This window comes from Micromonospora sp. WMMD737 (genome assembly GCF_049179055.1).
GTDB classification, from domain to species: domain Bacteria; phylum Actinomycetota; class Actinomycetes; order Mycobacteriales; family Micromonosporaceae; genus Micromonospora; species Micromonospora reichwaldensis.
The window spans coordinates 574,895-598,787 of the sequence record NZ_JBMHMH010000001.1 but is presented as its reverse complement, the minus strand read 5'-3'; the positions used below and the strand labels follow the sequence as shown (position 1 = coordinate 598,787).

The 23,893-nt window shown below is 72.1% G+C and carries 24 protein-coding genes and 1 pseudogene; 10 read left to right on the top strand and 15 right to left on the bottom strand.

Annotated elements, in window-relative coordinates:
* Positions 1-155 precede the first annotated feature (155 nt).
* On the bottom strand, positions 156-1,568 hold the full coding sequence (locus tag ACN27A_RS01960) for a hypothetical protein (RefSeq protein ID WP_421458350.1): 1,413 nt from the start codon (positions 1,566-1,568) through the stop codon (positions 156-158).
* A gap of 223 nt (positions 1,569-1,791) precedes the next feature.
* Between ACN27A_RS01960 and ACN27A_RS01955 the strand changes: the two genes are divergently transcribed.
* The gene (locus ACN27A_RS01955; RefSeq protein ID WP_311410258.1) at positions 1,792-2,022 is read left to right on the top strand and encodes a CDGSH iron-sulfur domain-containing protein; all 231 of its coding nucleotides are present in this window, start codon (positions 1,792-1,794) and stop codon (positions 2,020-2,022) included.
* Positions 2,023-2,204: 182 nt separating this feature from the next.
* Here ACN27A_RS01955 and ACN27A_RS01950 read toward each other — a convergent pair whose 3' ends face one another.
* The 3 genes from ACN27A_RS01950 to ACN27A_RS01940 are packed head-to-tail and all read right to left on the bottom strand — an operon-like array spanning position 2,205 to position 6,222.
* A complete protein-coding gene (locus tag ACN27A_RS01950) occupies positions 2,205-3,293 on the bottom strand; it encodes an iron-containing redox enzyme family protein (protein ID WP_421449341.1) in 1,089 nt (362 codons plus the stop codon).
* 51 nt (positions 3,294-3,344) lie between these two features.
* Positions 3,345-5,105, bottom strand: coding sequence for a thiamine pyrophosphate-binding protein (locus ACN27A_RS01945; RefSeq protein ID WP_421449338.1), 1,761 nt, complete (start codon positions 5,103-5,105; stop codon positions 3,345-3,347).
* On the bottom strand, positions 5,098-6,222 hold the full coding sequence (locus ACN27A_RS01940) for a Vms1/Ankzf1 family peptidyl-tRNA hydrolase (RefSeq protein ID WP_421449336.1): 1,125 nt from the start codon (positions 6,220-6,222) through the stop codon (positions 5,098-5,100). The genes ACN27A_RS01945 and ACN27A_RS01940 overlap by 8 nt, the downstream gene beginning before the upstream one ends.
* A gap of 142 nt (positions 6,223-6,364) precedes the next feature.
* Between ACN27A_RS01940 and ACN27A_RS01935 the strand changes: the two genes are divergently transcribed.
* Both ACN27A_RS01935 and ACN27A_RS01930 read left to right on the top strand, forming a co-directional pair.
* The gene (locus ACN27A_RS01935; protein ID WP_421458349.1) at positions 6,365-6,913 is read left to right on the top strand and encodes a hypothetical protein; all 549 of its coding nucleotides are present in this window, start codon (positions 6,365-6,367) and stop codon (positions 6,911-6,913) included.
* Between the two features lie 47 nt (positions 6,914-6,960).
* Positions 6,961-7,821 carry an alpha/beta fold hydrolase gene (locus ACN27A_RS01930; RefSeq protein ID WP_421449334.1) on the top strand — a complete coding sequence of 287 codons (861 nt, stop codon included), beginning with the start codon at positions 6,961-6,963 and terminating at the stop codon, positions 7,819-7,821.
* Between the two features lie 4 nt (positions 7,822-7,825).
* Here the strand turns inward: ACN27A_RS01930 and ACN27A_RS01925 are convergent, their stop codons facing one another.
* The gene (locus tag ACN27A_RS01925; protein ID WP_421449331.1) at positions 7,826-8,164 is read right to left on the bottom strand and encodes a DUF3817 domain-containing protein; all 339 of its coding nucleotides are present in this window, start codon (positions 8,162-8,164) and stop codon (positions 7,826-7,828) included.
* Between the two features lie 183 nt (positions 8,165-8,347).
* Between ACN27A_RS01925 and ACN27A_RS01920 the strand changes: the two genes are divergently transcribed.
* The gene (locus ACN27A_RS01920; RefSeq protein ID WP_132238122.1) at positions 8,348-9,826 is read left to right on the top strand and encodes a glutamate--cysteine ligase; all 1,479 of its coding nucleotides are present in this window, start codon (positions 8,348-8,350) and stop codon (positions 9,824-9,826) included.
* Between the two features lie 81 nt (positions 9,827-9,907).
* Here the strand turns inward: ACN27A_RS01920 and ACN27A_RS01915 are convergent, their stop codons facing one another.
* A complete protein-coding gene (locus tag ACN27A_RS01915; protein WP_421449329.1) occupies positions 9,908-10,594 on the bottom strand; it encodes a GNAT family N-acetyltransferase in 687 nt (228 codons plus the stop codon).
* Positions 10,595-10,954: 360 nt separating this feature from the next.
* On the opposite strand from ACN27A_RS01915, the gene ACN27A_RS01910 reads away from it, so the two are divergent.
* Positions 10,955-11,953 carry a hypothetical protein gene (locus ACN27A_RS01910; protein WP_421449327.1) on the top strand — a complete coding sequence of 333 codons (999 nt, stop codon included), beginning with the start codon at positions 10,955-10,957 and terminating at the stop codon, positions 11,951-11,953.
* Between the two features lie 72 nt (positions 11,954-12,025).
* On the opposite strand, the gene ACN27A_RS01905 is transcribed toward ACN27A_RS01910, so the two are convergent.
* Positions 12,026-13,198 (bottom strand): zinc-dependent alcohol dehydrogenase, encoded by a 1,173-nt coding sequence (locus ACN27A_RS01905; RefSeq protein ID WP_421449325.1) that lies wholly within the window; start codon positions 13,196-13,198, stop codon positions 12,026-12,028.
* Between the two features lie 26 nt (positions 13,199-13,224).
* Entirely contained in the window at positions 13,225-14,178 is a 954-nt protein-coding gene (locus ACN27A_RS01900; RefSeq protein WP_421449322.1) for an SRPBCC family protein, read from the bottom strand.
* Positions 14,179-14,392: 214 nt separating this feature from the next.
* Here ACN27A_RS01900 and ACN27A_RS01895 point away from each other — a divergent pair, with 214 nt between their 5' ends.
* Complete coding sequence (locus tag ACN27A_RS01895; protein ID WP_311410246.1) at positions 14,393-15,238, top strand: CHAP domain-containing protein; 846 nt, start codon at positions 14,393-14,395, stop codon at positions 15,236-15,238.
* Between the two features lie 93 nt (positions 15,239-15,331).
* Here the strand turns inward: ACN27A_RS01895 and ACN27A_RS01890 are convergent, their stop codons facing one another.
* Positions 15,332-16,294 carry a trypsin-like serine peptidase gene (locus tag ACN27A_RS01890; RefSeq protein WP_421458348.1) on the bottom strand — a complete coding sequence of 321 codons (963 nt, stop codon included), beginning with the start codon at positions 16,292-16,294 and terminating at the stop codon, positions 15,332-15,334.
* Between the two features lie 492 nt (positions 16,295-16,786).
* Between ACN27A_RS01890 and ACN27A_RS01885 the strand changes: the two genes are divergently transcribed.
* The gene (locus tag ACN27A_RS01885) at positions 16,787-17,269 is read left to right on the top strand and encodes a cation:proton antiporter regulatory subunit (RefSeq protein ID WP_421449320.1); all 483 of its coding nucleotides are present in this window, start codon (positions 16,787-16,789) and stop codon (positions 17,267-17,269) included.
* A 39-nt stretch (positions 17,270-17,308) separates the two neighbouring features.
* Here the strand turns inward: ACN27A_RS01885 and ACN27A_RS01880 are convergent, their stop codons facing one another.
* Complete coding sequence (locus ACN27A_RS01880; protein ID WP_421449317.1) at positions 17,309-18,448, bottom strand: helix-turn-helix domain-containing protein; 1,140 nt, start codon at positions 18,446-18,448, stop codon at positions 17,309-17,311.
* Positions 18,435-18,671 carry a hypothetical protein gene (locus ACN27A_RS01875; protein ID WP_421449315.1) on the bottom strand — a complete coding sequence of 79 codons (237 nt, stop codon included), beginning with the start codon at positions 18,669-18,671 and terminating at the stop codon, positions 18,435-18,437. The genes ACN27A_RS01880 and ACN27A_RS01875 overlap by 14 nt, the downstream gene beginning before the upstream one ends.
* A gap of 156 nt (positions 18,672-18,827) precedes the next feature.
* Here ACN27A_RS01875 and ACN27A_RS01870 point away from each other — a divergent pair, with 156 nt between their 5' ends.
* A complete protein-coding gene (locus tag ACN27A_RS01870) occupies positions 18,828-20,096 on the top strand; it encodes a hypothetical protein (RefSeq protein ID WP_421449313.1) in 1,269 nt (422 codons plus the stop codon).
* Here ACN27A_RS01870 and ACN27A_RS01865 read toward each other — a convergent pair.
* Entirely contained in the window at positions 20,076-21,110 is a 1,035-nt protein-coding gene (locus tag ACN27A_RS01865) for an NAD-dependent epimerase/dehydratase family protein (RefSeq protein WP_421449311.1), read from the bottom strand. The two genes, ACN27A_RS01870 and ACN27A_RS01865, sit on opposite strands and share 21 nt — an antisense overlap.
* Positions 21,111-21,175: 65 nt before the next feature.
* Here ACN27A_RS01865 and ACN27A_RS01860 point away from each other — a divergent pair, with 65 nt between their 5' ends.
* Positions 21,176-21,454, top strand: a complete 279-nt coding sequence (locus tag ACN27A_RS01860) for a hypothetical protein (RefSeq protein WP_421449309.1) — start codon at positions 21,176-21,178, stop codon at positions 21,452-21,454.
* Between the two features lie 176 nt (positions 21,455-21,630).
* Here ACN27A_RS01860 and ACN27A_RS01855 read toward each other — a convergent pair whose 3' ends face one another.
* The 3 genes from ACN27A_RS01855 to ACN27A_RS01845 all read right to left on the bottom strand — a co-directional run bounded on the left by ACN27A_RS01855 (position 21,631) and on the right by ACN27A_RS01845 (position 23,660).
* Positions 21,631-22,854: a pectate lyase gene (locus tag ACN27A_RS01855; protein ID WP_421449307.1), complete on the bottom strand. Its 1,224-nt coding sequence runs from the start codon at positions 22,852-22,854 to the stop codon at positions 21,631-21,633.
* Positions 22,855-23,183: 329 nt separating this feature from the next.
* Positions 23,184-23,342, bottom strand: coding sequence for a hypothetical protein (locus ACN27A_RS01850; RefSeq protein ID WP_421449305.1), 159 nt, complete (start codon positions 23,340-23,342; stop codon positions 23,184-23,186).
* 69 nt (positions 23,343-23,411) lie between these two features.
* The gene (locus tag ACN27A_RS01845; RefSeq protein ID WP_421458743.1) at positions 23,412-23,660 is read right to left on the bottom strand and encodes a hypothetical protein; all 249 of its coding nucleotides are present in this window, start codon (positions 23,658-23,660) and stop codon (positions 23,412-23,414) included.
* A 33-nt stretch (positions 23,661-23,693) separates the two neighbouring features.
* Between ACN27A_RS01845 and ACN27A_RS01840 the strand changes: the two are divergent.
* Positions 23,694-23,849 (top strand): annotated as a pseudogene (locus tag ACN27A_RS01840) (helix-turn-helix domain-containing protein); the annotation flags it as partial.
* Positions 23,850-23,893: the final 44 nt, after the last annotated feature.

The window sequence follows — 23,893 nt, the reverse complement described above, 5'->3', positions numbered from 1 at the left end:
CCGGGCCGGAAAATGGGTCACATGACTGGGATGTCAGCGGGCGACGGCGCCACGCCGGACGGCGTGATCAGGCCGTCGCAGCCAGCGGTGTTCCCGCTCCGTAGGTACTCAATCACGGGACCCGGGGTTCGCGAGGATGTTTCGAAAGGGCCGACTCAACAGACGAGTAACCCCTGGTGGGAGCCGCCGTCGCGCAGCGCCGTGAGGGCCTCGGGGACGGTCATCGGCGGCGGCGTCGGCAGGTCGTACGGCTGCGCCCGCAGCACCTCCGTCGCCCGGCGGGTGGGTACCGAGGTGACCGGGTAGCCGCGTGCCGAGGTGCGGTCCAGCGCCCGCCGGCGGCGCCCGAAGCCGGCGACGGCCAGCCACTGGGGCAGCCCGGCCAGCGCCGGCGACCGCAGGCCGGGTGGCTCGGGCAGCACGTCCACCGAGCTGAACGGCTCGCTCCCGGCGAGCCACCACTCCGCCGCCTCCACGCTGCGCCGGGTGGCGTTCTCGCACCAGTACGGCACCATCCCGGCCCGCACCACCTGCCACGGGTCGAGCAGCCGGCCGCACTCCACCACCAGCCGGTCGCCGGTCTTGCCGGCCGCGCGCAGCCAGCGCCGGTACAGGTCGGCGGTCGCGGCGCTGAGCGCCTCCGGCCGCGGCACGAGGACCCGGTGCAGCGGATGCCCGTGCCCGCCGGTCCACTCCTGGACGCCGGCCTCGAAACCGGACTCCACGCCGTGCTCCGCCGGCTCGGGCGGCGAGGCGACCTCCGGCGGCTCCCAGTGCGCGCCGTCCCCGCCGGCCGAGCGGAGCACCTGGCGCAGGGCGTGGCTGTCCGGGTGGAAGTCGACCGGGTCGAGGCCGCTGCCCGGGCAGCCGACCTGGAAGCTGTGCCCCGGAGCGGAGTCGAAGACCGGCCAGGTGCGGGCGTCGCGCAGCAGCAGCACCGGGGCGCCGGGCTCCAGCCGGTCGGCCAGGAACCGCGCGTACGCGGCCGGCAGGGACCGCCACCGGGCCGCCAGCGACACCGTGGCGCCGGCCAGCGCGCCCCGGCTCGCGGGGCAGTGCACCTGGCGGACGTGCAGGTCGGCGTTGCCGCCGAGGAGACGGGCGGTGAGCGCGGCGCCGTGGTCCAGGGCGGCCTGCGGCCGGTCGACGGCGCCCTGCGCCCAGTGCACGGTCATCTCGAACCCGGCCGGTAGCCAGGGCACGCCGAGCGCCATCGCCAGGTGCGCGGCCGCGCCGTGCGGGGAGCCGACCAGGGCGCCCGGGTAGCGGCGGCGCGGGTACTGCTCGGCGAACCAGCGGGCGACCCGACCGGCGTCGACCTCGGCGGTCTGGCCGGGGGTGAGCGCCACCCGGCCGGCCGCCCGGATCACGGCCGCCCGCCGCACGGGTTCGGGCGCGCCGACGAACCGCGACAGCGGCCCCGGGTGTCCCGGGTGTCCGAGGTCGGCGCAGTCGGTGCCGCGCAGCGCCCGCGCGGTGGCGGCCACCAGGACCCGCGCGGCGCTGCCGGCGGCCACCACCCGGTCGCCCGCCAGCCCGGCACCCTCGGCCGTGAGCCCCTTGCGCACCTTGGGCCCCGGCTCCACCTTGCCTCGTTCGCTCACCACGCGGCCCGGCTTCCCGTCCCGATGGGGTTCAAACGGGGCATCCCCCACCGGGCGGGAGCAATCAGAAGATCCCGGGCGGGGGACCGCCGAACCGCCGAACCGGGTGACGCTGGCGGTCACGCACCGCGACGGCACGCCGGTGAGCAGGGGTTTCATTGCCGGAGCAAGGGGCACTTCAGCGCCCATGCGCACCGATGACGACACTCCCGCGGCGGCCACCATCACCCCCTACCAGGACGGGCCGCTGCTGGTCCGGGGCGACTTCGCCCTGGTCACCCCCGACGGGGAGACCATTGACGCGCGGCGGGGCACGGTGGCCCTGTGCCGCTGCGGCAAGTCGGCGCTCAAGCCGTTCTGCGACGGCACCCACAAGGCCGTCAACTTCCGTGCCGCCCCCACCCGCGAAACCCCCTGACCCGCCCCGCCCCGCCCCGCCCCGCCCTACGGCCGCGTCGATCATGCACTTCTGGTGGGCGGAAGCTGACGTTTCGAGGCTTTTGCGGGGCGCCACAACTGCATGATCCACGGCCCGCACGGCGGGCGGGGCGCGCAGCGGGACGGGACGGGGCGGGGTGGGCGGGGTGGAGAAGGCCGGGGTCAGGCTACGGCGGCGGGTAGGCCGCCGGGGCGCGGGCGGTCGCGCAGGTCGATACGGATCGGGGCGGCGGTGGCGCGCAGGGAGGTGCGGCCGGCGGTCCAGGCGTCCAGCAGGTGCGCAGCGAAGAGCCGGTCCACCGCCAGCGCGGCGGCGGCGCCGAAGATGACGTCCGGGGCGAGCGCCGGCTCCACCCGGACCAGCCCGCCGCACAGGTCGTACGCGGCGATCTGCTCGTGCACCGCGTCGGCCTCGACGTGCTCGTCGTAGAAGCGCGTGGCCGCCTCGCCCAGGCCCAGGCGGCGCAGCCCGTTGCCGTACCGGCGGTTCGGCAGCGAGGAGGTCATCTCGTACGCGGCGAGGTGCCCCAGCAGCGCCCCGCGCAGCCGCCGGTGCAGCCCGAACAGCGACATGAGGTTGTTGGTGGCCAGGGTGACCGCCGGCACGGCGTCCAGGTGGGCGGCGTAGCCGGTGTCCAGCCCCAGCTCGGCCAGGGTGACCCGGAACAGCTCGGCGTGCATCCGGTCGAGGCGCCCGTTGCCGTACTCGTCCATCTGGATCTCCACCAGGGCGGCCTTCGCCGGCCCGCCGAGGCGGGGCAGGGCCCAGCTGTGCGGGTCGGCCTCGCGCAGGTGGTAGATCGAGCGGTGCGTGACGAACTCCCGGAACTGGGCCAGCGACGCCCGGCGTTGCAGGTGTCCGGCGAGCGACGGCCCGTCGTCGGCGGCGACCACGTCGGCCAGGGCCGCCGGCACCCCGCCGGGCAGCGCCGCCGGCAGGGGGCCCACCAGCCCGCGCACCGCCGCCTCGAAGTGCCGTTCGGCGTACGCGCGCAGCGCGAGCAGGGACGGCTGCCACTCCCAGTCCTCGTCGACGCCCTGCCAGCCCCGGTAGTGCAGCTCGTAGCAGCAGAAGAGGGTGAGCTGGAGGTCCTCGTCGGTGAGGGCGTCGGCGGTTTCGAGCCCGGCGCCGAGCCCCGCCGGAAGGTCGTGCGGCGCCCGCCGCAGCGCGTCCAGCAGCGCCGCCGACACCGGCCCACGGGGCTGCGGCAGGGGCGCGGGGCCGTACCGGCGGTCCGGGGCTTCTGACAAGGTGACCTCCAGCGTCGTACTGCCCGTCCTCAGTGCCCCCCGACCGGGGCGTTAAACGAGGTCGTCGACCTCCACGGCCACCCCGGCGGCGAGCATCCGGTCGCGTACCCGCCGGGCGGCGTCGCCCTCGGCGAACACCTCGCGCAGGTCCGCGAAGGCGGGCTCGGGCGGCGCCAGCCGCACCGCCGGGTCGACCACCGCCTCCAGTACGCAGGGCCGGTCGGCCGCCAGCGCCTCGTCCCAGGCCGCCCCCACCAGTTCGGGCCGGTCGACCCGCACCCCGTGCAGGCCGAGCAGCCGCGCCCAGCCGGCGTACGGCACGTCGGGCCGGCGGCGCGTCGGGTCGGTCGGCGTACGGCCGCCGCCCATGCCGGACAGGTCCCGGTTGTTGAGCACCAGCACCACCAGGCGGGGATCGCGCCACTCCTGCCAGTGGTGTGCCACGGTGATCAGCTCGGCCAGCCCGTTGAGCTGCATTGCGCCGTCGCCGAGCAGGGCGACCACCGGCTGGTCCGGGGCGGCGAGCTTGGCCGCCACGGCGTACGGCAGGGCGCAGCCCATCGTGCCGAGCGTGCCGCAGAGCTGCGCGTTGACGCCCGGCGGCAGCTCCAGGTGCCGGGCGTACCAGTACATGACCGATCCGACGTCCACGGCCACCGCCCCGCGCGGCGGGACCCGCGTGGAGAGTTCGTGCAGCACGAGCTGCGGGTTCACCGGCTCGGCGGGGGCGCCGGCCCGGTCGGCCCGCTCGGCCCGCCACCGGTCGACCGAGCCCTCGACGGTCTCCCGCCACCGGGCGTTCGGCCGGTCGGGCACCCGGGCAAGCAACGCTCGCAGCGTCTCCTGGGCGTCGCCCACGAGCGGCACGTCCACCGGGTAGCGGGTGCCGATCCGGCGGCCGTCGATGTCGATCTGCACCGTGCGGGCCTGCCCCGGCATCGGGAAGTAGTCCGTCCACGGATCGTTCGTGCCGATGAGCAGCAGCGTGTCGCAGCCGCCCATCAGCTCGGCGGCGGCCGGGGTGCCGACCTCGCCGAGCACGCCGGCGTGGAAGGGCAGCCGTTCGTCGAGCACCGGCTTGCCCAGCAGCGAGGTCGCCACCCCGGCGCCGAGCCGGTCGGCGAGGGCGACGATCTCTCCGGCCGCGCCCCGGCCACCCTGGCCGACCAGGATGGCGCTGCGCCGGCCGTTGGCGAGCAGCTGGGCGGCCGCGTCCAGGTCGGCGTCGTGCGGCAGGACCCTTGCCAGCGGCTCGCCCGGCGTCGTCGAGAGCACCCCGGCGGCGTGGGACTGCAGGTCCGGCACGGTGGCCTCCTGCAACTGCCGCGGCAGCACCACGCAGACCGGGCTGCGGGTGGCAGCGGCGGTGCGGAACGCCTGGTCGAGCAGGGCCGGCACCCCGTCGGGGACCCGGCCGTAGCGGACGAACTGGTTGCACACGTCGGCGAACAGCCGGCTCAGCCCGATCTCCTGGTGGGCGCCGCCGAGCGGGCCGGAGACGTCCTCGCCGACGATCGCCACCACCGGCTTGCTGTCCAGCTTGGCGTCGTAGAGGCCGTTGAGCAGTTGCACGGCGCTCGGCCCCTGGGTGGCCAGGCAGACCCCGATCCCGCCGGTGAACTTGGCGTGCCCGGTGGCCATGTAGGAGGCGGTCTCCTCGTGCCGGGCCGGCACGAACGCCGGGTCCCCGCCCGAGGCGTCCAACGCCTCGACCACCGGGGCGATGGCCTCCCCGGGGTAGCCGAAGACCCGCGGCACCCGCCAGGCGCGCAGTCGCTCGACCACCAGGTCGGCCACCGTACGCTCAGCCATCGCCACGCCCCGGCGTGCCGGCGTCGACGTAGCGCAGCACCGCCCCGACCCCGTCGGTCAGCTCCGGCGCCTCGTCCGGGCCCAGCACGGTCAGCTCGGCGTCGGTGCCGACCAGCGCGCGTACGAGGGCGGCGTCGGCGCGGACCTTCTCCGGGTCGCGTACGGACATGGCGGCGAGCTGCCCCGGGTGGGTGGCGATCTCGGTCGGGTCCGGCCCGATCCAGAGTTCCCCGGTGGCGGACGGGTCGTCGACGATGAGCATCGTCTCGACCTGGTTGCGTTGCAGGGCGGACACCACGGCGTCCAGCCCGGCGCCGACGTCCTCCTGCATGCCGAACCGGTCCAGCACGGCGGTGATCCGCTGGTCGGCCACCTCGGCGATGGTCTGCACGGTGAGGTCGTCGAGCAGGCTCTGGTCGGCGCCGCCGCCCCGGGACCCGGCGTCGGTGCGCACCATCAGGTCCTGCCAGCGTTCGGGCATCTGGGCGGCGATCACGCCGGTGGCGCGCACGTCGCCGGCGACCACCACCACCTCGGCGCCGACCTTCTCGGCCAACTCCACGGTGGCGGCGGTGACATCGCCCGCGTTGTGGTGCCAGGCCTCCATGGCGGCCCGCTGGTGGTGCGACTGGGACCAGCCGCCGGGCTGCACCCGGCGCAGCTGGAAGTCCTCCCGGCCGCTCACGTGGGCCCGGCGCGGCACGCCGCCGGCGCTGATCGCCATGGCGTCGGCGCCGGTCCGGTCGACCAGCACGCGGACCCAGGCCACCTGCTCGCCGCGTTGCGCCAGCATGGGCATCACGTGCGGCAACGAGGTGTACGCGGCGAGGTCCCGCAGCGGCGGGGCGGAGAGGTACTCCGACAGCACCACCCGGCCCCGGGCGCCGAAGACCGCCAGCCCGTAGCTGCCGGGCATCGGATCGTGTCCCCGCACGACGCGTTCGACGGCGTCGATGGTGTCCACGTCGGCGCGCTGCTGTTGAAGTTGGTCACGCAGGCCCCGCCAGCGCAGATCGAGCGCCGCGTGGGCGTCCTCGACGTTGGCGGAGGCGTCCAGGTACACCGAGACCCACGGTCCCGGCCGGTCGTAGAGCGGGCGCAGGAAGGACAGCTGCATGCTCGACCCCTTTCCAGCTCGGCCCCCCGCTTACCCGTGCCGCTGCGGTTGTCACCTGGCCGCCGCGAGCGCGTGACCGCATTTCATTCATGTCGTTCAACCCGGACGGCCGATACCATGAGTGAACGCAACCGGACTCTGGGTGGTGGAAATGGACAGCGACCTGCACATCCGTCGGATCGTCCATCCGACCGGCCGGATCGTCACGGGGCGGATCGTCCGGCTGATGGACGGCTACCCGCGCGAGGTGCGCATCGGGCAGCCGGTGCTGGTCGCGGTGCTCGCGGCGGCCGGGATCGCCGGCCTGCTGATGGCGCTGGCCCGCTCCCTGCTCTCGGCCGGCTCCGGCGCGGCCCGACGAAGCTTCAAGGACCTGAAGAAAGGCCCGGAATACCTGGTCACCCCGGTGCGGCTGCGCGACGCCGCCGGACGGCTCTGCGAGGTCGAGCTGCACGGGCACCTGCCGCAGAGCGCCCTGCACCCGGCCGACCATGTGCAGCTCACGTTGCGCCCGCAGGGCGACCCGGACCTGCCGCCGAAGATCGAGCGGATCGTGAACCTGACGACGGGCCAGTTGCTCACCCCGCGTACCGCCACCCTGTGGTCGCACCTCGGGCCGCCGCTGCTGCTCCAGGCGGTGCTGGGCGCGCTGCTGGTCGCCGCCGTGCTGGCCTGGTCGGCGCTGACCTGACGGCCGGCGCGGTTTCCGGCGGCGCGCCGGCGGGCACCGTGCCGGACATGTTCGAGGGATTCACGCTGGAGCGGATCGACGTCGGCGAGGTCCAACTGCGGGTACGCCACGGCGGCTCGGGGCCACCCGTGGTGCTGCTGCACGGCCATCCGCGCACCCACGCGACCTGGCACCGGGTCGCGCCGCTGCTCGCCCGCGAGCACACCGTCATCTGCCCGGACCTGCGCGGTTACGGCGGCTCGTCGAAGCCGCCGAGCGACCCGGGGCACACCACGTACGCCAAGCGGGCGATGGCCCGCGACGTGGTCGGCCTGCTCGACGCGCTCGGCCACGACCGCGCGGCGGTGATCGGGCACGACCGGGGCTGCTACGTGGCGATGCGCACGGCGCTGGACCACCCCGAGCGGGTCAGCCGGCTGGGCGTGCTCGACGGGGTGCCGATCGGCGAGGCCCTGGCGCGCGCCGACGCCCGGTTCGCGGCCCGCTGGTGGCACTGGTTCTTCCTCGGCCAGTCGGACAAGCCGGCGGAGCGGGTGATCACCGCCGACCCGGACGCCTGGTACGGCGGGTCGCCGGCGGCCATGGGCGAGGAGGCGTACGCCGACTACCGCCGGGCCATCCACGACCCGGCGACGGTGCACGCCATGTGCGAGGACTACCGGGCCGGGCTCGGCCCGGACCGGGCGGCCGACGACGCCGACCGGGCCGCCGGGCGGCGGATCGCCTGCCCGGTGCTGTTCTGCTGGTCGGAGCGGGACGACATGGTCGACCTGTACGGCGACCCGGCGGCGATCTGGCGGGACTGGGCCGACGACGTGCGGGTGGCCGCGATCGAATCGGGCCACCACATGGCCGAGGAGGCCCCGGAGCAGCTCGCCGCCGCGCTGGCCGGGTTCCTCGCCGGCTGACCGGTCAGCTGACGGGGGTCAGCGGCCGGTCCGGCTCGCCCGCGGTGCGCAGCATCCCGCGCCGGGCGGCCCAGCGCTCGAAGATCAGGGTGGCGAACGGCGGTACGGCGCAGGCCAGGGCCACGAGGGTGGGCCAGGGCCGCCACCGGTGCAGCCGGGCCATCGCGAGGACCAGCAGGCCGTACGCGACGAAGAGCGCGCCGTGGATCGGGCCGAAGATCTGCACGCCGATCTCGTTGCCCGGGGGGCCGTACTTGACGGCCATGCCGATCAGCAGGGCCAGCCAGGAGCAGGCCTCGGCGATCGCCGCCGCCACGAAGAGCCTGGTGATCTTCTCGCGCATCGTCACTCCCCCACCGGTTGCCGCACATGCTAACCACCCCGTCGGGCGCGCCGACGGCACGACGGGCGGAGGCGACAGGGATCACGCGGGCCCGAGCTGGGTACGTACAAGGAGCTTCGGGTCTTCCCCGGCCCGCCCTGGGCGTGCGAGGTTAGGGGAACCAACGGTGACAGGGCGGTGACCATGGGCGAGGACGTCGGCGTACGGACCTTCAGTCGCGAGGACCGGGCCCGCTATCGCGAGAAGGTACGGCGGTGCCTGGACGTCTTCGCCGAGATGCTCCGGGAGTCCCGGTTCGACGTCGAACGGCCGATGACCGGGCTGGAGATCGAGCTGAACCTGGTCGACGACGACTCGATGCCGACCATGCGCAACGCCGACGTGCTGGCCGCCATCGCCGACCCGGACTTCCAGACGGAGCTGGGCCAGTTCAACGTCGAGATCAACGTGGCGCCCCGCCGGCTGGCCGGCACCGGCACCCGCGAGTTCGAGGAGAGCGTGCGGGCCAGCCTCAACGCCGCCGAGACCAAGGCGCGGGAGGTGGGCGCGCACATGGTGATGATCGGCGTCCTGCCGACGCTGCGGCCGGAGCACCTGACCGCCGAGACGCTGTCGGCCAACCCGCGCTACGCGCTGCTCAACGAGCAGATCTTCGCCGCCCGCGGTGAGGACCTGCGGATCGCGATCAACGGCGTGGAACGGCTCGCGGTCACCGCCGACACCATCACCCCGGAGGCGGCCTGCACGAGCACCCAGTTCCACCTCCAGGTCAGCCCGGCCCAGTTCGCCGACTACTGGAACGCCGCGCAGGTGGTCGCCGGCATCCAGGTGGCCCTCGGGGCGAACTCGCCGCTGCTCTTCGGCCGGGAGCTGTGGCGGGAGACCCGCATCCCGCTGTTCCAGCAGGCCACCGACACCCGGCCGGAGGAGATCAAGGCCCAGGGCGTACGCCCCCGGGTGTGGTTCGGCGAGCGCTGGATCACCACGGTGTTCGACCTGTTCGAGGAGAACGTACGCTACTTCCCGGCGCTGCTGCCCGTCTGCGACGCGGAGGACCCGGCCGAGGCCCTGGCCCGGGGGGACGTGCCGAGGCTCGCCGAGCTGCGGCTGCACAACGGCACCGTCTACCGCTGGAACCGCCCGGTGTACGACGTGCTGAAGGGCCGCCCGCACCTGCGGGTGGAGAACCGGGTGCTGCCGGCCGGGCCGACGGTGCTCGACACCGTGGCCAACGGCGCCTTCTACTTCGGTCTCGTCCGGGCGCTCGCCGAGGCCGACCGGCCGCTGTGGTCGCAGATGTCGTTCAGCGCGGCCGAGGAGAACTTCAACGCCTGCGCCCGCTACGGCATCGACGCCCAGGTCTTCTGGCCCGGCCTCGGCTATCTCCCGGTCACCGAGCTGGTGCTGCGCCGGCTGCTGCCGCTGGCCCACCACGGGCTGGACCGGTGGGGCCTCGACCCGGCCGAGCGGGACCGGCTGCTCGGCGTCATCGAGCAACGGTGCCTGACCGGCCGCAACGGGGCGAGCTGGCAGGTGGAGACCCTGCACCGGTTGGAGTCCGCCGACCATCTCGACCGGCCGGAGGCGCTGCGGGAGGTGGTGCGGCACTACGTGACGCTGATGCACACCAACCGGCCGGTCCACGAGTGGCCCATCCCCTGACCGGGCCGCCACGAGCCGCCGTCCACCGGTCGGCTCCGCCCGCCGTCAGGCCCGGCCGGCACGTCAGGCCGGGCCGGCACGTCAGGCTGGGCCCCGGTCCTCGCTGAGGTACGCCCCCGACAGGTCCGAGCGCACCGTCCAGCCGAGCGCGCGGTACAGGGCGCGTCCCTCGTCGGTGGCGACGAGAATCCCGGTGCGCATCCCGAGCCTCGCCGCGTGGTCGCAGAGCGCCCGCATGACGGCGCTGCCCAGCCCGCGTCGCCGGTGGGCGGGCTCCGTCTCGACCTGGTCGACGATGCCGAACTCCCCGGCGGCGGCCAGCCGCCCGACGGCCGCCCTCTGCCCGTACGCGTCGAGGACCGTCGCGACGACGACCCCGCCCTCGGCGACGACCCGCGTCGAATACGGTGCGGGCGGCTCGGCCGTGTCCGGGGTCAGCGGCGCGCTCATGAGGTGTCCGGCGATGTCCAGCGTCCAGGCGTCGGGCAGGGCGGCGCGCAGGCCGGCGCGGTCCCCGCTGACCTTGATCCAGGTGCCCGGACCCGCCAGCTTCCGGCCGAGCCGCCCGAGCGAGTCGGCGTCGTAGGTGTGCAGCACGTGGCGTACGCGGTGGCCGGGCCGGCCCACGTCGATCCGGAAGCCGCCGGGGACCGCGACGGGGGCGGGCGTGGCCCTGGAGACCGCCCAGCCGCGCCCCCAGGCCATCACCAGCTCGGACACGGTGTGCGGCGGACCGTCCACGGCGGTCCTGGCGAGTGCGTCGGGCATGGGTGGTCCTCTCGCGGCAGTCGTCGCTCGCCCGCCAGCTTATTGCAAAGTCTTGGCAACAAGGGTCGCACGGTCGCCTTCCCGATCGCCCGACCGACGACAGGCCGGACGGGCGGACGGCACCCCACGCCTGTTGCGGCGCCGACCCCTGACGATCTCCAAGGCGCTTGATCCACGCGCCTGCGGCGGAGGCGGGCAGCCGGACCGTCCTGAAGTTGCCCGGCACCCGGAGCGGGCGAAACGGCCCGGGAGATTGCGCACGATGGAAGAACCGCGCCGACGGCGGCCACCCCATGATGAAACGCGGACATCGACCCGCGCCCCCTCCCACCGGCCCCTCCCCCACCCCGAGGAGCGCACGTGACGCAGACCCAGAGGTCTTCCCGGCGACCCGACGCGCCCGTCCGACTCAGCCCCGACACCGCGCGGAGCGGGACGTCCGCGTTCGTCAACGGGCACTTCCCCCGGCGGCGAGGGTTGATCATCCTCCTCAGCGTCCTCGGCGGGTTCCTGCTGACCGTCATCTGGTCGGCGGAGTTCGTGGACCGGACCATCGGCGACAACGTCGCCAACACACTGCTCGGCCACGACGCCAAGGAGACGCCCATCCAGGGCATCGCGGCGGGCATCCTGTTCGCCTTCGTCTCCGGCATCGCGGGCACGTTCACCGCATGCAACATCGCCGCGTTCGGCGCCCTGGCCCCGCTGACCGGCACCATGGGCAGCAGGTTCAGCCGGATCGTCGCACCGCTGAAGCCGCTGGGCTGGATGTCGGTGGGCATGGTCGCGGTGTCGGCCGCCTACGGCGCGGTCGTCGGCCTCGTCGGCACGTCGATGCCGCAGTTCTCCACCGCGCCCAACGCGCCCGGCGGGCTGTCGCCGAGGAGCATCCAGTCCATGGTCGTCTTCGGCGCGATCGGGCTCATCATGATCTATCTCGGTCTGGCCGCGCTGGGTGTCGTGCCGGATCCGTTCGCCCGGATCGCCCGCCGGTTCCCCAACGCCCCGATGGTGTTCATGGGCGCACTGATCGCCGGCTTCCTGATCGGCCGGCCCTTCGCGTTGTTCCGGCAGATGTTCCGCGACGCCGCCGAGAGCGGCAACCCGCTCTACGGCGCGGCGGCGTTCACGCTGCAGTCCCTGGGCAACATCGTCATCATGGCGGTGCTGTTCCTGCTGCTGGCCTGGCTCGCCGGTTCCCGCCTGCAACGCTGGTTCAGCGCCCGGCCGAGCCGCCTGGCGGTCCTGACCGCTGTCGCGTTCATCGTCGCCGGTGCCTTCACGTTCCTCTACTGGGACGTGCGGCTGCTCGCCCGCCGCGAGATCATCCCCTGGTACCCGACGGCCCCCTGGGCCTGACCCGGTCCTGACGAGGCCCGGGGACGGCCGGATTCCGCCGCCCCGGGCCCCGTCGGCGCTCGGTGCCGGGGCTCAGACCTTGAGGACGACCTTGGTGCACTCGTCCTGCTTCTTCTGGAAGATCTTGTAGCCCTTGGCCGCGTCCTTGAGCCGCATCCGGTGGCTGATGATGAAGCTCGGGTCGATGTCGCCGCGCTGGATGCGGTTCAGCAGCGGACGGGTGTAGCGCTGGACGTGACACTGACCGGTACGCATGATCAACGACCGGTTCATCAACGCGCCCATCGGGAACTTGTCGACGACGCCCCCGTACGCGCCGATCACCGAGACGACGCCGCCGCTACGGCAGGCGAGGATGGCCTGGCGCAGCGCGAACGGGCGTTCCGTCTCGACCCGGGCGGCCTGCTTGGCCCGGTCGTACGCGTACACGGCGGTGTTGCCGTGGTGCCCCTCCAGGCCGACGGCGTCGATGCAGGCGTCGGGCCCCCGCCCGGCGGTCATCGCGTTGAGCGCGTCGAGCACGTCGGTGTCGTCGTAGTTGATGGTCTCCGCGCCGGTGTGCTCCTCGGCGAGCCGCAGCCGGTACGGGTACCGGTCGATGACGATCACCCGCTCCGCGCCGAGCATCCGGGCGCTGGCGGCGGCGAGCAGGCCCACCGGGCCGGCCCCCCACACGGCGATCACGTCGCCCGGCTTGATGTCGCACATCTCCGCGCCCATGAAGCCGGTGGGCAGCACGTCGGCGAGCATCACGGCCTGGTCGTCGGGGACCTCGTCGGGCACCTTGACCGGGCCGACGTCGGCGAACGGCACCCGGGCGTACTCGGCCTGGCCGCCGGCGTAGCCGCCGAGCAGGTGGGAGTAGCCGAAGATGCCGGCCGGCGAGTGCCCCATGATCTTCTCGGCCACCCCGGCGTTGGGGTTGGAGTTCTCGCAGACCGAGAAGAGCCCGCGCTGGCAGGAGGAACAATGCCCGCAGGCGATCGGGAACGGCACCACCACCCGGTCGCCGGGGCGCAGGTTGCGTACCTGCGGACCGACCTCCACGACCTCGCCCATGAACTCGTGGCCGAGGACGTCGCCCTTGCGCATGGCGGGGATGTACCCGTGGTAGAGGTGCAGGTCCGAGCCGCAGATGGCGGTCGAGGTGATCCGTACGATCGCGTCGCGCGCGTTCATGATGGTCGGGTCGGGCACGTCGACGACCTTGACGCTGTCCTTGCCCATCCAGGCGGTGGCCTTCATCGTTCGTCCTCTCGGGTGGCGGGCGGTCAGCGGCGGGCGATGGGCAGCGGCTGGGCGGGGCGTTGCATGACCTGCTGGCGCACGGAGATGCCGTCCGGGCTGCCCTCGGAGCGGACCACCTCGCCGGTCTCCACCACCTGCTTGAACCGGCGCAGGTCGTCGCGTACCTGCTGCTCGGGTTCCTCGCCGAAGAGCTTCGCCACGGCCCGGCCCAGCGCGCCGGCCGGCGGGGCGTAGCGCAGCCGCACCCGGACCTCGGTGCCGCGATCGCCCGGCGCGGGCACGAACCGGACCCGACCCGCGTTGGGCACGCGGGTGCCGGGCAGCGACCGCCAGGCGAGCGACCGGTTCGGCTGGTCGTCGACGATCTCCGCGTCCCACTCGATCCGGCGGCCGGCCGGGCCGTGCGCGGTCCAGTGCGACCGGCGCAGGTCGTCGGCGCGTACCGACTCCAGGTGGGACATGAACCGGGGCAGGTTCTCCAGGTCCCGCCAGAAGCGGTACGCCTCGGCCGGGGACCGGTTGACGGTGACCGAGACCTCCATGTCGATCACCCGCCGGTGCGCGGCCCGGGCCCGTCCGGCGCGTACGGCGGCGATCAGGTCGACGGCCGCGATGCCGGCGACGGCGGCGGTGGTGAGGCCGACCCGCCGGCGCCGCTCGCCGCACCGGTCCGCCCAGGCCCGTCCGAGCAGGGTGAGGTCCAGCGCGTCGCCGGCCACCCGGGTCCACGCCCAGCCGGCCGGGCTGCGGCCGGCGAGCAGGCCCGCCGCGTGGACCAGTTCGCGGGCGCCCACGGCGGCGACGACCGCACGGGCGGCGGGTGAGTCGTCCACCCCGGTCAGCCGGGCCACCGCGCGCGGGGCGAACAGGCTGCCGGCGCCGAGGGCGAGGCTGACCGCGCCCAGCAACCGGGGCAGCCCGGCGCCCTGGCCGCGTCGTCCCCGCTGGTCCAGCATCATCGGATCGGTCTCGTCCACGTCGCACCACCGTCAGGTCGTCCTGACCCGCCCCCGCGGCAGGCCCGGCGGCGGGAAGCCGCCACGCCTGACGCTATGCCCGCGAATCGCCCGATGAACCCCGAATCTCGACAGACCCCCGCGCCATCCGCGCGCCGCGATTGAGGGGTATGGCGGATGATCTATGCCTTGTAGCGTGGGTCCCCCATCACCCACCCCCAGGAGGGAAGTGATCATGCCCACGGTCACCGTTCGCGTCCTCGGTGCCCTCAGCGCCAGCGTGCTGAGCGCGACTCTCGGCGTCCTGGCGGTCGCCGCGCCCGCGCAGGCCGCGTCCCGCGACGGAGCCTGCAACACCGGCGAGTTCTGCTACTACTACAACAGCAACCACGCGGGCTCGATCTCCGATCACGCCGGCTCGCTGGCCGACTACGGCACCGCCCAGCCGGGCTGCTACGAGTTCAAGGGCGCCGGCAGCGGCAAGGGCCAGTGCATCAAGAACAACGCCGCCTCGGCGTGGAACCGCACCGGAAAGACGGTGCGCGTCTACTACAACACCGGCTACAACGGTTCCCACGCGTACCAGGACTTCGCGCCCGGGGCGAAGAAGAACCTCAGCTCCACGCTGAAGAACAACAACGCCTCCCACCAGCTGATCTCCGCCGGCGCCAGCTACCCGGCCAAGGACGACTACCCCTACAAGGGTCAGACCTCGGGCATCGATCCCTGGAACTTCTACAAGGGGCAGTGCACCAGCTTCGCGGCCTGGGCGGTGCGCAGCCGGGTCGGCGTCGCCTTCCACAACCAGTACAAGGGCCAGGCGCGGTGGGGCAACGCCAAGGAGTGGGTCGCCGCCGCCGGACGCGCCGGCGTGCCGGTGTACAACAGCCCGAAGGCCGGTGACGTCGCGGTACGCCTGGGCGGCACCTACGGTCACGTCGCGTTCGTGACCAGGGTGAACGCCAACGGCACCTTCGAGATCGACGAGTACAACTACGTTTCCGCCGACCGGTACAGCCACCGGACGGTCTCGGTGGGCACCGCCAACAACCAGTTCTCGAAGTTCATCCGCTTCAAGTGACCCCGCCCCCCGGACGGGAACTTCCCCGCCGTTGACGGAGCAGCGCGCGCAGAGCCCCGGCCGTGTGGCCGGGGCTCTGCCGTTAACGTGCCCTTACGCCGGGGAGAGACCCTCCGCAAAGTCGTAGAGGCTCTTGATGTCGTCGTCGAAGTACGGACCGTCGAACTGACCGTTGCCCGGGTTGTCGCCGTGACTCACGACGCTGTTGATGAACCCGAGACCATTCTGGTCGTTGTATTCCTGGAGCCAGGGACCGCCGCTGGAGCCGTAGGTCATGTTGCACCACATCCGGATCTGCTGGCCGCCGGCGTGCCAGGTGCCGCTCTGGCAGAAGTACTGGCTCTCGCCGCCGCCGAGGTTGGACGGATAGCCCAGCGCGGTCATCAGGGAGATGTTGTAGCCCCAGTTCCAGCGCATGCCGTGGCCGCCGACCGTCTCGACGACCTTCAGGCCCCAGTTACCGCCGTTGTGCATGATGGCGATGGCCATGTCCTCGTCGTAGCTGCTGCTGTTGATCCACGCGGTGCGGGCCGCGAGCTGGTACGCCACGAACGTGCCGAACGGCCGCGCGCCGTCACGGTAGCGCGGCACGAACTGCCAGTTGCTGTACCACTGCCCGCCGGCGCCCTGGTGCACGCAGTGCCCGGCGGTCATGACCAGTCGCGCCTTGCCGCTGGCGACCGCGCTCGCCGAGCACGAGGCGCCGCCACCGTTGGGCGTGGTGAAGTAGACCTTGCCGACGACCGCCGACTCGTTGAGCTGGATGCCGACGTCGGCGCCGCTGGCGGCGCTCGGTCGCACCGGCGCGACCGATCCCGCCGGCCCGTCGGGCTTCGGCGCCCGGCTCGTGGACTCGGTGGCCTTCGCCGACTTCGCGATGTCGAGGTCGACGGCGCTCGCCATCCGCTGCGGCGTCCAGTACCTGGCGACCTCCTCGGCGATCTTCTCGTTGGTGATCGCGCGACCGTCACTGGTGCGGGCGACGGCGGTGGTGTTGCCGTTCCTCTCGACCGTGGTCGGCTTCGCCTGGGCGACCGCCGGAGCGGTCACGACCATCGCGAGTGCCAGGCTGGCCGATGCGGACCAGCGCAGGGTTGATCTCAACAGTTGCCCCCTTTTTCGGGTACTCCAACTCGGACCAGCGAAACCTATCGATCAGATTGCTTTGATCACAACGTGATGGAATGACAGGTAATTGACATTGACTTCGTGGCGACCGAAAAGGACCACGGCCGGCGGCAAACAAAGCGTCCCCACCCCGAACAGAAGCCTCGAAATTGACTCGCAAATCCCATCGCCGCGAATCCGCGCTTTCGATTCCAGGACGTTTGTCGCTGCCGACAGTCGGGAATTGCAGTTGCCTCCCGATGGAATTCCTCACCCACGGGAACGGCGCCGACAACTGGCCGCCGGAGCCGGAGCCACGCCGTGAGCAGCGCACCCACGGCCGGCAGGCCCGCTGTGAGCGATCGTCACGATCCCGGCCGAAGCACTAGTCTGGGCGGCAAGGTGCTCGACCGCGGCGCCTCATCCTCGGAGGGCGGAAACATGGACCTGGAGAGGACCCGGCTGTTCGGCGTGGGAGAGTCGTACGGCTTCACCACCGCGACGGGCCAGCGAGGCGCGGTGATCGTGCACTTCGACGGCCGGCGCGACATCGTGCTCTACGACCCCGCCGACCCCGAGACCGCCCAGCACACGTTGACGCTGGAGAGCACGGAGTCGCGGACGATCGCCGACCTGCTCGGCCTTCCGCTGGTCATGGACAACCTGACGGAACTGGTCCCGCCCCTGGAGGGCGTCGAGACCGTACGCATGCCGATCCCCGCCCGGTCGCCGTACCTCGGGCGCGCGCTCGGCGACACGCGCGCGCGGACCCGCACCGGCGCGTCGATCGTCGCGGTGGTCCGCGACGGTCACGTGATCCCGTCGCCGGGTCCCGACCTCACCCTCCAGGCCGGTGACTCGCTGGTGGCCGTCGGCGACGGCGCCAGCCTCGTCGCGATCCGCGAACTCCTCACCAACGGCTGAACCGCCAGCGGCACGCCGGTCGCCCGGCGCGGCACCGGATCAGCGGGTCAGGCCCACCAGCGTCGCCAGGCGCGCCACTCCGGCCGGCGACGGGTGGGCCCGGGCGACCTCGGCGACGACCGTACGCGCCAACGGCCGGCACCGGACCTCGGCGGGCGCGACGGCATCCGCGTCGACCAGGACGCGGGCCGCGCCGCACAGGTCGCCGACCTGGAGGTACGCCCGGGCAGCGTCCACCAGGTAGGCGGCCCGGTACTCGGCCGGCAGCCGCCGCCACGCCTCCCGCCGTACCGCCTGCTCGTGCCGGCGCACCGCCTCCCCGGCGTCCCCCCGCTCCAGAGCCGCGACCACCCGGGCCGCCTCGACGGCGCCCGACCCGAAGCCGGTCCGGTGCGGGTCGTCACCGACCCGCGCAGCCACCCGCGCGGCCCGCTCGACCAGCTCCTCGCTGCGGCCGGCGTCGCCACAGCCGGCGGCGGCCAGCGCGGCCTGGATCAGCAGGGTCCCCTGCACCGCCTCCGACGCGGGCGCGACGCGACGCGCGGCGGCCAGCGTCGCCACCAGCGCCAGCCGGTCCCGGCCCAACGCGCGCAGCGCCTGACCGACCGCCACGGTCGCCGCCCCCGCCAGCGCCGCATCGCCACCCGCCACGGCCACCGCCCGGTCGGCGGCCAGCCACCCCAGATCGGCCTCGCCGAGCTTCACCAGCACCGACGAGGTGATCCGGTACGCCTGCACCAGCAGCCCCGGATCCTGCCCCCGCGCGCCCTGCGCGGCGTGCAGCAGCCTCGGCAGCAGCCGCACCACCTGCGCGTAGTGCCCGTGCTCGTAGGTCAGCCAGGCGTGCGCGACGTGCCGGCCCGTCTCCGCCACGGACGCCGTCGCCCCGTGGTCGTCGTAGCGGGCGAGGGCGGCGCGGATGCCGTCCACCCCGTCCACCGGGCCGGCCGCGGCCGGCGGCGGGCGGTGCTCGCCGAGCAGCACCATCGGGTCGACCCGCAGCACCCGGGCGATCTCCTGGATCACCGGATAACGGTCCAGCGGCCGTACACCCCGCTCGGTCTTGTCCACCCAGCTCTTCGACCTGCCGAGCCGGTCGGCGAACATCTGCTGCGTCATCCGCCGCCGCGCCCGCCAGCGGGCGACGCGGCGGCCGATCGGCTCGTCAGCGCTGGTCACGCCGCCACCGCCGGTCCGGCACCGCCCGGGTGGTCTCCTCCACCGGTACGCGCTCCGCCTCGGCCTGATCCAGGAGGCGCTGCTTGGCCGCCTCCCGCTCGGCGGCCTCGGCCTGCTCACCCCGGCTCATCGAGTCATCGCTCTGCATGTCGCGCGCCATCGAAAGCAAGGCGCCGAAGGACCATGCCGACAACACGTCGCGAGCGGTGTCCGTCTTGTCCATCGCGCGGGGGTTCAGCCATGGGGGTCTCCTCGGTAGGCTGCGATTGAAGATCCTGCTGAAAGCTGTGGCGTCCAGTGAAGTCGAGAAGAATGCGGACGCCCATGCAAAGGTGGTGCAACGGCAGGGCAATCCGATGCAACGAACGCTCGGAGAATCATGGTGACGACGGTGGGCCAGTGGACGGGACGCCTTGCCTGCGCGCTACAGGCGTCGGCCGGCATGACGAACGAGGGTTTCGCGGATTGGCTCGGCATCGCGGTCAGGACGGTCGCCTACTGGCACAGCCGACCCGACACAGTGCCGGGCAACGCGAATCAGGAACTGTTGCACACCGCTCTGAAACGGCTTCCCGCCGGTGCGCAATCGCGCTTCCTTGCGGGGATCGGTGACCCGTCATCGAAGCCGGGTGGCGTCAACGGTGCCGATGTGGTGAGCGATGCTGCCGATGCCATCAGCAACGACTCACTCCTGGCCAGGATCGGCATTCCGCATGACTCGATCGAGTCGATGCAGCAGGACATGGCGCTACTGGCCCGTTCGGGCAGCATCGCCGCCTTCGACATGTTCGCGAACGCCAGGCGGCTGCGTGACGAGGCGCGAGCGCTTGCCGACCGGACGCGCAGGCCACGAGATCTGACCCACCTCTACGTCCTCATCGCCCAGGGCACGTCGCTCATGGCCTCCACCGCCTTCGACCTCGGACGCTGGGTCGAGTCGACGACGCTGGCGCGAGCGGCGACGCAGTACGCGGATCTCGCCGGACACCCCTCGCTGAAAGCGTGGACGTACGGCTTACGGATGACGCTCGCGAACTGGCGCAACGAGCCGGATGCGGCACTCGGCTACTTCGAACGAGCAATGCGAGTAGCTCCCGAGGGCGAGCCAAAGATGAGACTGCGCCATATCGCGGCCCGCTCTCACGCCCTGCTCAATGACGCCGGAACGGTGACCGACATCTTGGCGGCAGCCCGACGGGACCGGGAGGTCGCCGAGAATCGACCTGACGAACTCGCAGCAACTACCGGCGGCGAGTTCGCATTCGGGGATGCACGCGCTGCGGCGTGCGCTGCCGCAGCTTGGCTCGACCTCGGCAACGGCGAACGGGCCGCAGCGCGTGCCGACGAGGCACTGAGGTTGTTTCAGGCGCTGCCCGCTGCGCGCCGATCGTACTCACAGATCAGCGGGGCGAACATCGACATCGCCGCCGCCTACCTCCATCTAAACGACATCGATGCTGCCACTGACGCACTCTCCACGGTCCTGGACCTGCCTCCGCACAAGCGGAACGTGTCGTTGACCGGCCGACTGGCGCGGATCACGCGGCTGCTGAGCCAGGCACCCTGGAACGGCGATGCCCAAGCCCGCCAGCTCGCAGAGCGCATCGCAGCGTGGCTGCCCGAAACCTCAACCCGCCGGCTCGCCTGAGCGGTGCCAGTCAGCCAACACCTGCGCTTCCTTCCACCGGGCGATGCCGATGTCCGCAGCGCGGTCGTGTGCGCTCTCCGCATTGCTGTCGACCATCCATCGCCACGTGTCCCGCACAGTGAGATCCAGTGGCCGGCAGCGGAGGCCGGCGGCCTGGGCACGGGCAGTGTCAACTTGCCAGACCCCATTGGAGGTGCGCCAGAGCGGGAGTTCCGACCACTGCCGAACGCCCTCCTCGAGTAGGAAAAGGTCCGGCACCCACTCGAAGGACCCCTCGGAACGAGTCGCATGGGCGCAGGCCGTCAACAGACCGCCGAACGTGGCACTGCCAATGGGAGCGCAGACGTTGAAGACGCCGGACGACCGGTCAGCGATCATCCGCAGTGTGAACGCGGCCAGATCGCGGCAGTCAACGGGTTGGATGGTGCGGTCAGGCGAACCGGGTGCCAGGATTTCGCCGCCGGCAGCCACCCTCCGCAGCCACCACGGCAGCCTGCCTACGTACTCCCGTGGGCCGAGGACCACACCGGGCCGCAGGACCACCGTCCGCTCCTGGCCGAACGCGGTTACTGCTGCTCTTTCACAACCTGCTTTCTGGTAGCCGTACCGAGTTGGTCCGTTCTCCGTGTCGATGCCGTAGTCCGGGCCGGCGTCGGGTGGGCAGGCGAGCACCTCGGATCGCTCGCTGAGTGGCTCGACGGGCCAGTCCCCATACACGCTGACGGTGGACATGAAGACGTACTGGCCGGTGACCGGTGCAAGCATGCGCGCCACGTCAAGGACGTTCCTCGGCACGTAACCCGACGTGTCGACAGCAGCGTCCCAGGGCCCTGCGGCGGCGAGAGCGGCAAGATCATCCGAAGAGCTCCGATCACCACGAATCGGCCGTACAGCTTCCAGGAACGGGTCTGAGGTACCCCGGTTGAACGTGGTCACCTCCCAGCCGGCCTCGACGGCGGCGCTGACGATCGCGTGGCCTACGAACCAGGTTCCACCGAGCACCAACAGACGCATGTCGTCATCATGCCGAACACGTCCAGGAAGACGGTCGGACTGGGGTGACTCGCATGGTCGCTGCGGTGGATGCCGTTCAGGGCGGTGCCGCCCTACCGACGGCGGTGGCGCTGATCGCGGCTGACACCTGCGAGCGGATCCTCGACCAGAGCATCCCCGCCGAGGTGGGAACGCACCGTCTCTACGTGGTGGGACACGAGGGCAGCCCGCTGGACGACCTGCTCCCGACGGTCGCCGCCCTGGCCGCACATCACGACGACGACCTCGGCGGGCAGGCCGACGACGACCTGCAAAACCCGGCTCGCCGCGCTGGCCCGGACCATCCTGAACCGCCTGACAGCTAAAAATTCCGCTTGAGGCTGCGCTGCCCGGGGGCCTGGGCGACCGCCGACAACGCGTGCGCCTGGTTGCCTGCTCTGCGACCCCATGCCCATCCGTTGGACTCGCCCCCGTACGACGGACACAGAAGGGGCGCCCGCCTGGCGGCGGGCGCCCCTTCGTGAACAGACGTGCCCAGTGACTACCGGAAGGTGACGTCACTCCTGTTGACCTTGCAGTTGGCGTCGTTCCAGCCCTCGCCGAGGTAGCTGGGTTCGCTGCCCTTGGGCACACCCTTGTACTTGCCGCAGATGGTGGCCGAGCCGATCACGACCACGCGAGTGATCGTCGCGGTGTCGTTCCAGTTGCTGTTGATGCCGGCGAGCATGTCGATGTCGTCGACGAGGACGTTGTCGATACGCACGTGACGGGTGTGCGAGGTGGAGCAGTTGCCGCAGCCGCGGTACAGCTTGCCGGACCCCTTGAGGTAGAAGCCGGAGATGCTGACCGTGCCGTTGCCGTTGTGCTGGAAGGTCTTGTCGCTGCCGTTACGCGCCCCGCCACCGATGACGTAGGAGGTACCGCCGTTGGTCTGCTTGAAGGTGGCGGCGTCCTCACCGATGTCGTTCCACCACACGTTGCGCAGCGTGCAGGTGCCCTCGCAGTGCACGCCGTCACCGGCGGGCGAACCGAGGATGACGTTCTGCAGCGTGCCACCATTGGCGATCTTGAACATCGGGTCCTGCGACTCGCCCTGCCCACCGTCACCCATGCAGCAGTACGTCTTCATCCCGCCGTCGAAGGTGCCGGAGACGCTGACCGTGCCCGAGATGCTCACCGAGCCGGCCGACGACGGCCACGCACCAGTCGGCGCGCCGGGGTTGCTGGTCGGGCTGGGAGTCGGAGCGCCGGTGGGGCTGGAAGTAGGAGCGCCGGTGGGGCTGGAGGTCGGGGTCGACCCGCCGCTGGAGTACGTCTCGAACTCGGCGATCCGAGGAGTGCCGGACGCGCTGGTGATGACAAAGGAGATCTTCTTCAGCGACGTCGAGGAGAAGTTGATGGTGCTCGGGGCGCTGCTGCCGCTGGCCAGGACGGAGCCCGTGTCGTGGTTCTTGAGCTGCCAGCCGCTGATCGCGCCGCCGCCCGAGGCCTGCACGATGACGGCCGAGGACACCGTCGTGGCGCTGCCCCACTTGACCGAGACCGTGCCGGTCGAGCCGCTCGGCGACCAGTAGGTGCTGGGGTTGCCGTCGATGACGTTGCCATAGCTGGTACCACTGGCCTTGCTGGAGCCGTCAGCGCCGGCGCCGAGGCTCAGGTTCGTGGCGGCCGAGGCGTTGGGAACCTGCAGCGCCAGGGCGACGACGGCACCTGCGACCGCGGTGGCACCACCGGCCAGCCACCGCGTGGCGACTTTGCGTCTCATCTGAGTTCACCTTTCAGGCATGAGCACGGGGACGGGAAAGCGCTTTCCGCCAACGATAGAGACTGACCGATGAAGAGGCAAGGATCACTTTTTGTTGACGATCGCTTCCCGTACGTAGTCCATGCGGTGGCGACCCCGACGGCGGACCCGGCGGCGAGGCGGGGCAGGTGCCACCGTTGCGCAGGTGGGCCGGGGCGTACCGCCCTGACCTGCAAGGTCAGGATGAAAAGGGCTCAACGGATGAGCATGGGGTCGCAGAGCAGGCAACCAGGCGCACGCGTGTCGACGGTCGCCCAAGCCCCCGGGCAGCGCAGCCTTGGGCCGAATCTTTAGCTGTCAGGCGGTTCAGGATGGTCCGGGCCAGCGCGGCGAGCCGGGTTTTGCAGGTCGTCGTCGGCCCGCCCGCCGAGGTCGTCGTCGTGATGTGCGGCCAGGGCGGCGACCGTCGGGAGCAGGTCGTCCAGCGGGCTGCCCTCGTGTCCCACCACCTAGCACTCAAGCAGGAGATCGCTCGGTGGTCTGGTGCAGGCGCCGTGGTCACGCGGGTTCAAGCGAGATTAGTGCGGGTCGCGGGGTTGGCCGGGTAGTGGCCAGAGGACGTGGTACGCGTCCTCGGCGCCTGGAGCGCATCGTCGACTGATGTCGATAAACACCGGGCCATACGGCGATTCGACACACCAATGCTCGAACTGGTCCAACTCCTGGGCCGCGTAGCGTGCGAGCAGCCTGGCGAGTTGGTGAATCTCCGCGTCGGTCATGCGATCTGGGGTGGCGTCCTCGGCGGCCATCTCGTCATCTTGCTGCATCAGATGATGATGGTGGGCCCGTCAGGGTTCGGCGACGGCATCGTCGGCGGCCGGCCGGGCCGGCAATGGGCCCGTGACCTCGCCGACCGGGTGCTGCTGACGGCCACCTACTGGCGCACGAACCTGACGATGCGCCAGATCGGCTCACTGTTCGGGGTGTCGCACTCCGCAGCCCACCGGGTCATCGAGGGTCGCCATCGACGCCAGCACCCGCCTGGTCATCGCCGTCGGGC

Bases quoted from the DNA above. Each gene is read 5' to 3' on its own strand.
- ACN27A_RS01955 (WP_311410258.1), top strand. From the start codon at position 1,792: ATGCGCACCGATGACGACACTCCCGCGGCGGCCACCATCACCCCCTAC.
- ACN27A_RS01945 (WP_421449338.1), bottom strand. From the start codon at position 5,105: ATGGCTGAGCGTACGGTGGCCGACCTGGTGGTCGAGCGACTGCGCGCC.
- ACN27A_RS01940 (WP_421449336.1), bottom strand. From the start codon at position 6,222: ATGCAGCTGTCCTTCCTGCGCCCGCTCTACGACCGGCCGGGACCGTGG.
- ACN27A_RS01930 (WP_421449334.1), top strand. From the start codon at position 6,961: ATGTTCGAGGGATTCACGCTGGAGCGGATCGACGTCGGCGAGGTCCAA.
- ACN27A_RS01925 (WP_421449331.1), bottom strand. From the start codon at position 8,164: ATGCGCGAGAAGATCACCAGGCTCTTCGTGGCGGCGGCGATCGCCGAG.
- ACN27A_RS01920 (WP_132238122.1), top strand. From the start codon at position 8,348: ATGGGCGAGGACGTCGGCGTACGGACCTTCAGTCGCGAGGACCGGGCC.
- ACN27A_RS01915 (WP_421449329.1), bottom strand. From the start codon at position 10,594: ATGCCCGACGCACTCGCCAGGACCGCCGTGGACGGTCCGCCGCACACC.
- ACN27A_RS01905 (WP_421449325.1), bottom strand. From the start codon at position 13,198: ATGAAGGCCACCGCCTGGATGGGCAAGGACAGCGTCAAGGTCGTCGAC.
- ACN27A_RS01895 (WP_311410246.1), top strand. From the start codon at position 14,393: ATGCCCACGGTCACCGTTCGCGTCCTCGGTGCCCTCAGCGCCAGCGTG.
- ACN27A_RS01890 (WP_421458348.1), bottom strand. From the start codon at position 16,294: ATGGTCGTGACCGCTCCGGCGGTCGCCCAGGCGAAGCCGACCACGGTC.
- ACN27A_RS01885 (WP_421449320.1), top strand. From the start codon at position 16,787: ATGGACCTGGAGAGGACCCGGCTGTTCGGCGTGGGAGAGTCGTACGGC.
- ACN27A_RS01875 (WP_421449315.1), bottom strand. From the start codon at position 18,671: ATGGACAAGACGGACACCGCTCGCGACGTGTTGTCGGCATGGTCCTTC.
- ACN27A_RS01870 (WP_421449313.1), top strand. From the start codon at position 18,828: ATGGTGACGACGGTGGGCCAGTGGACGGGACGCCTTGCCTGCGCGCTA.
- ACN27A_RS01865 (WP_421449311.1), bottom strand. From the start codon at position 21,110: ATGCGTCTGTTGGTGCTCGGTGGAACCTGGTTCGTAGGCCACGCGATC.
- ACN27A_RS01855 (WP_421449307.1), bottom strand. From the start codon at position 22,854: ATGAGACGCAAAGTCGCCACGCGGTGGCTGGCCGGTGGTGCCACCGCG.
- ACN27A_RS01845 (WP_421458743.1), bottom strand. From the start codon at position 23,660: ATGCAGCAAGATGACGAGATGGCCGCCGAGGACGCCACCCCAGATCGC.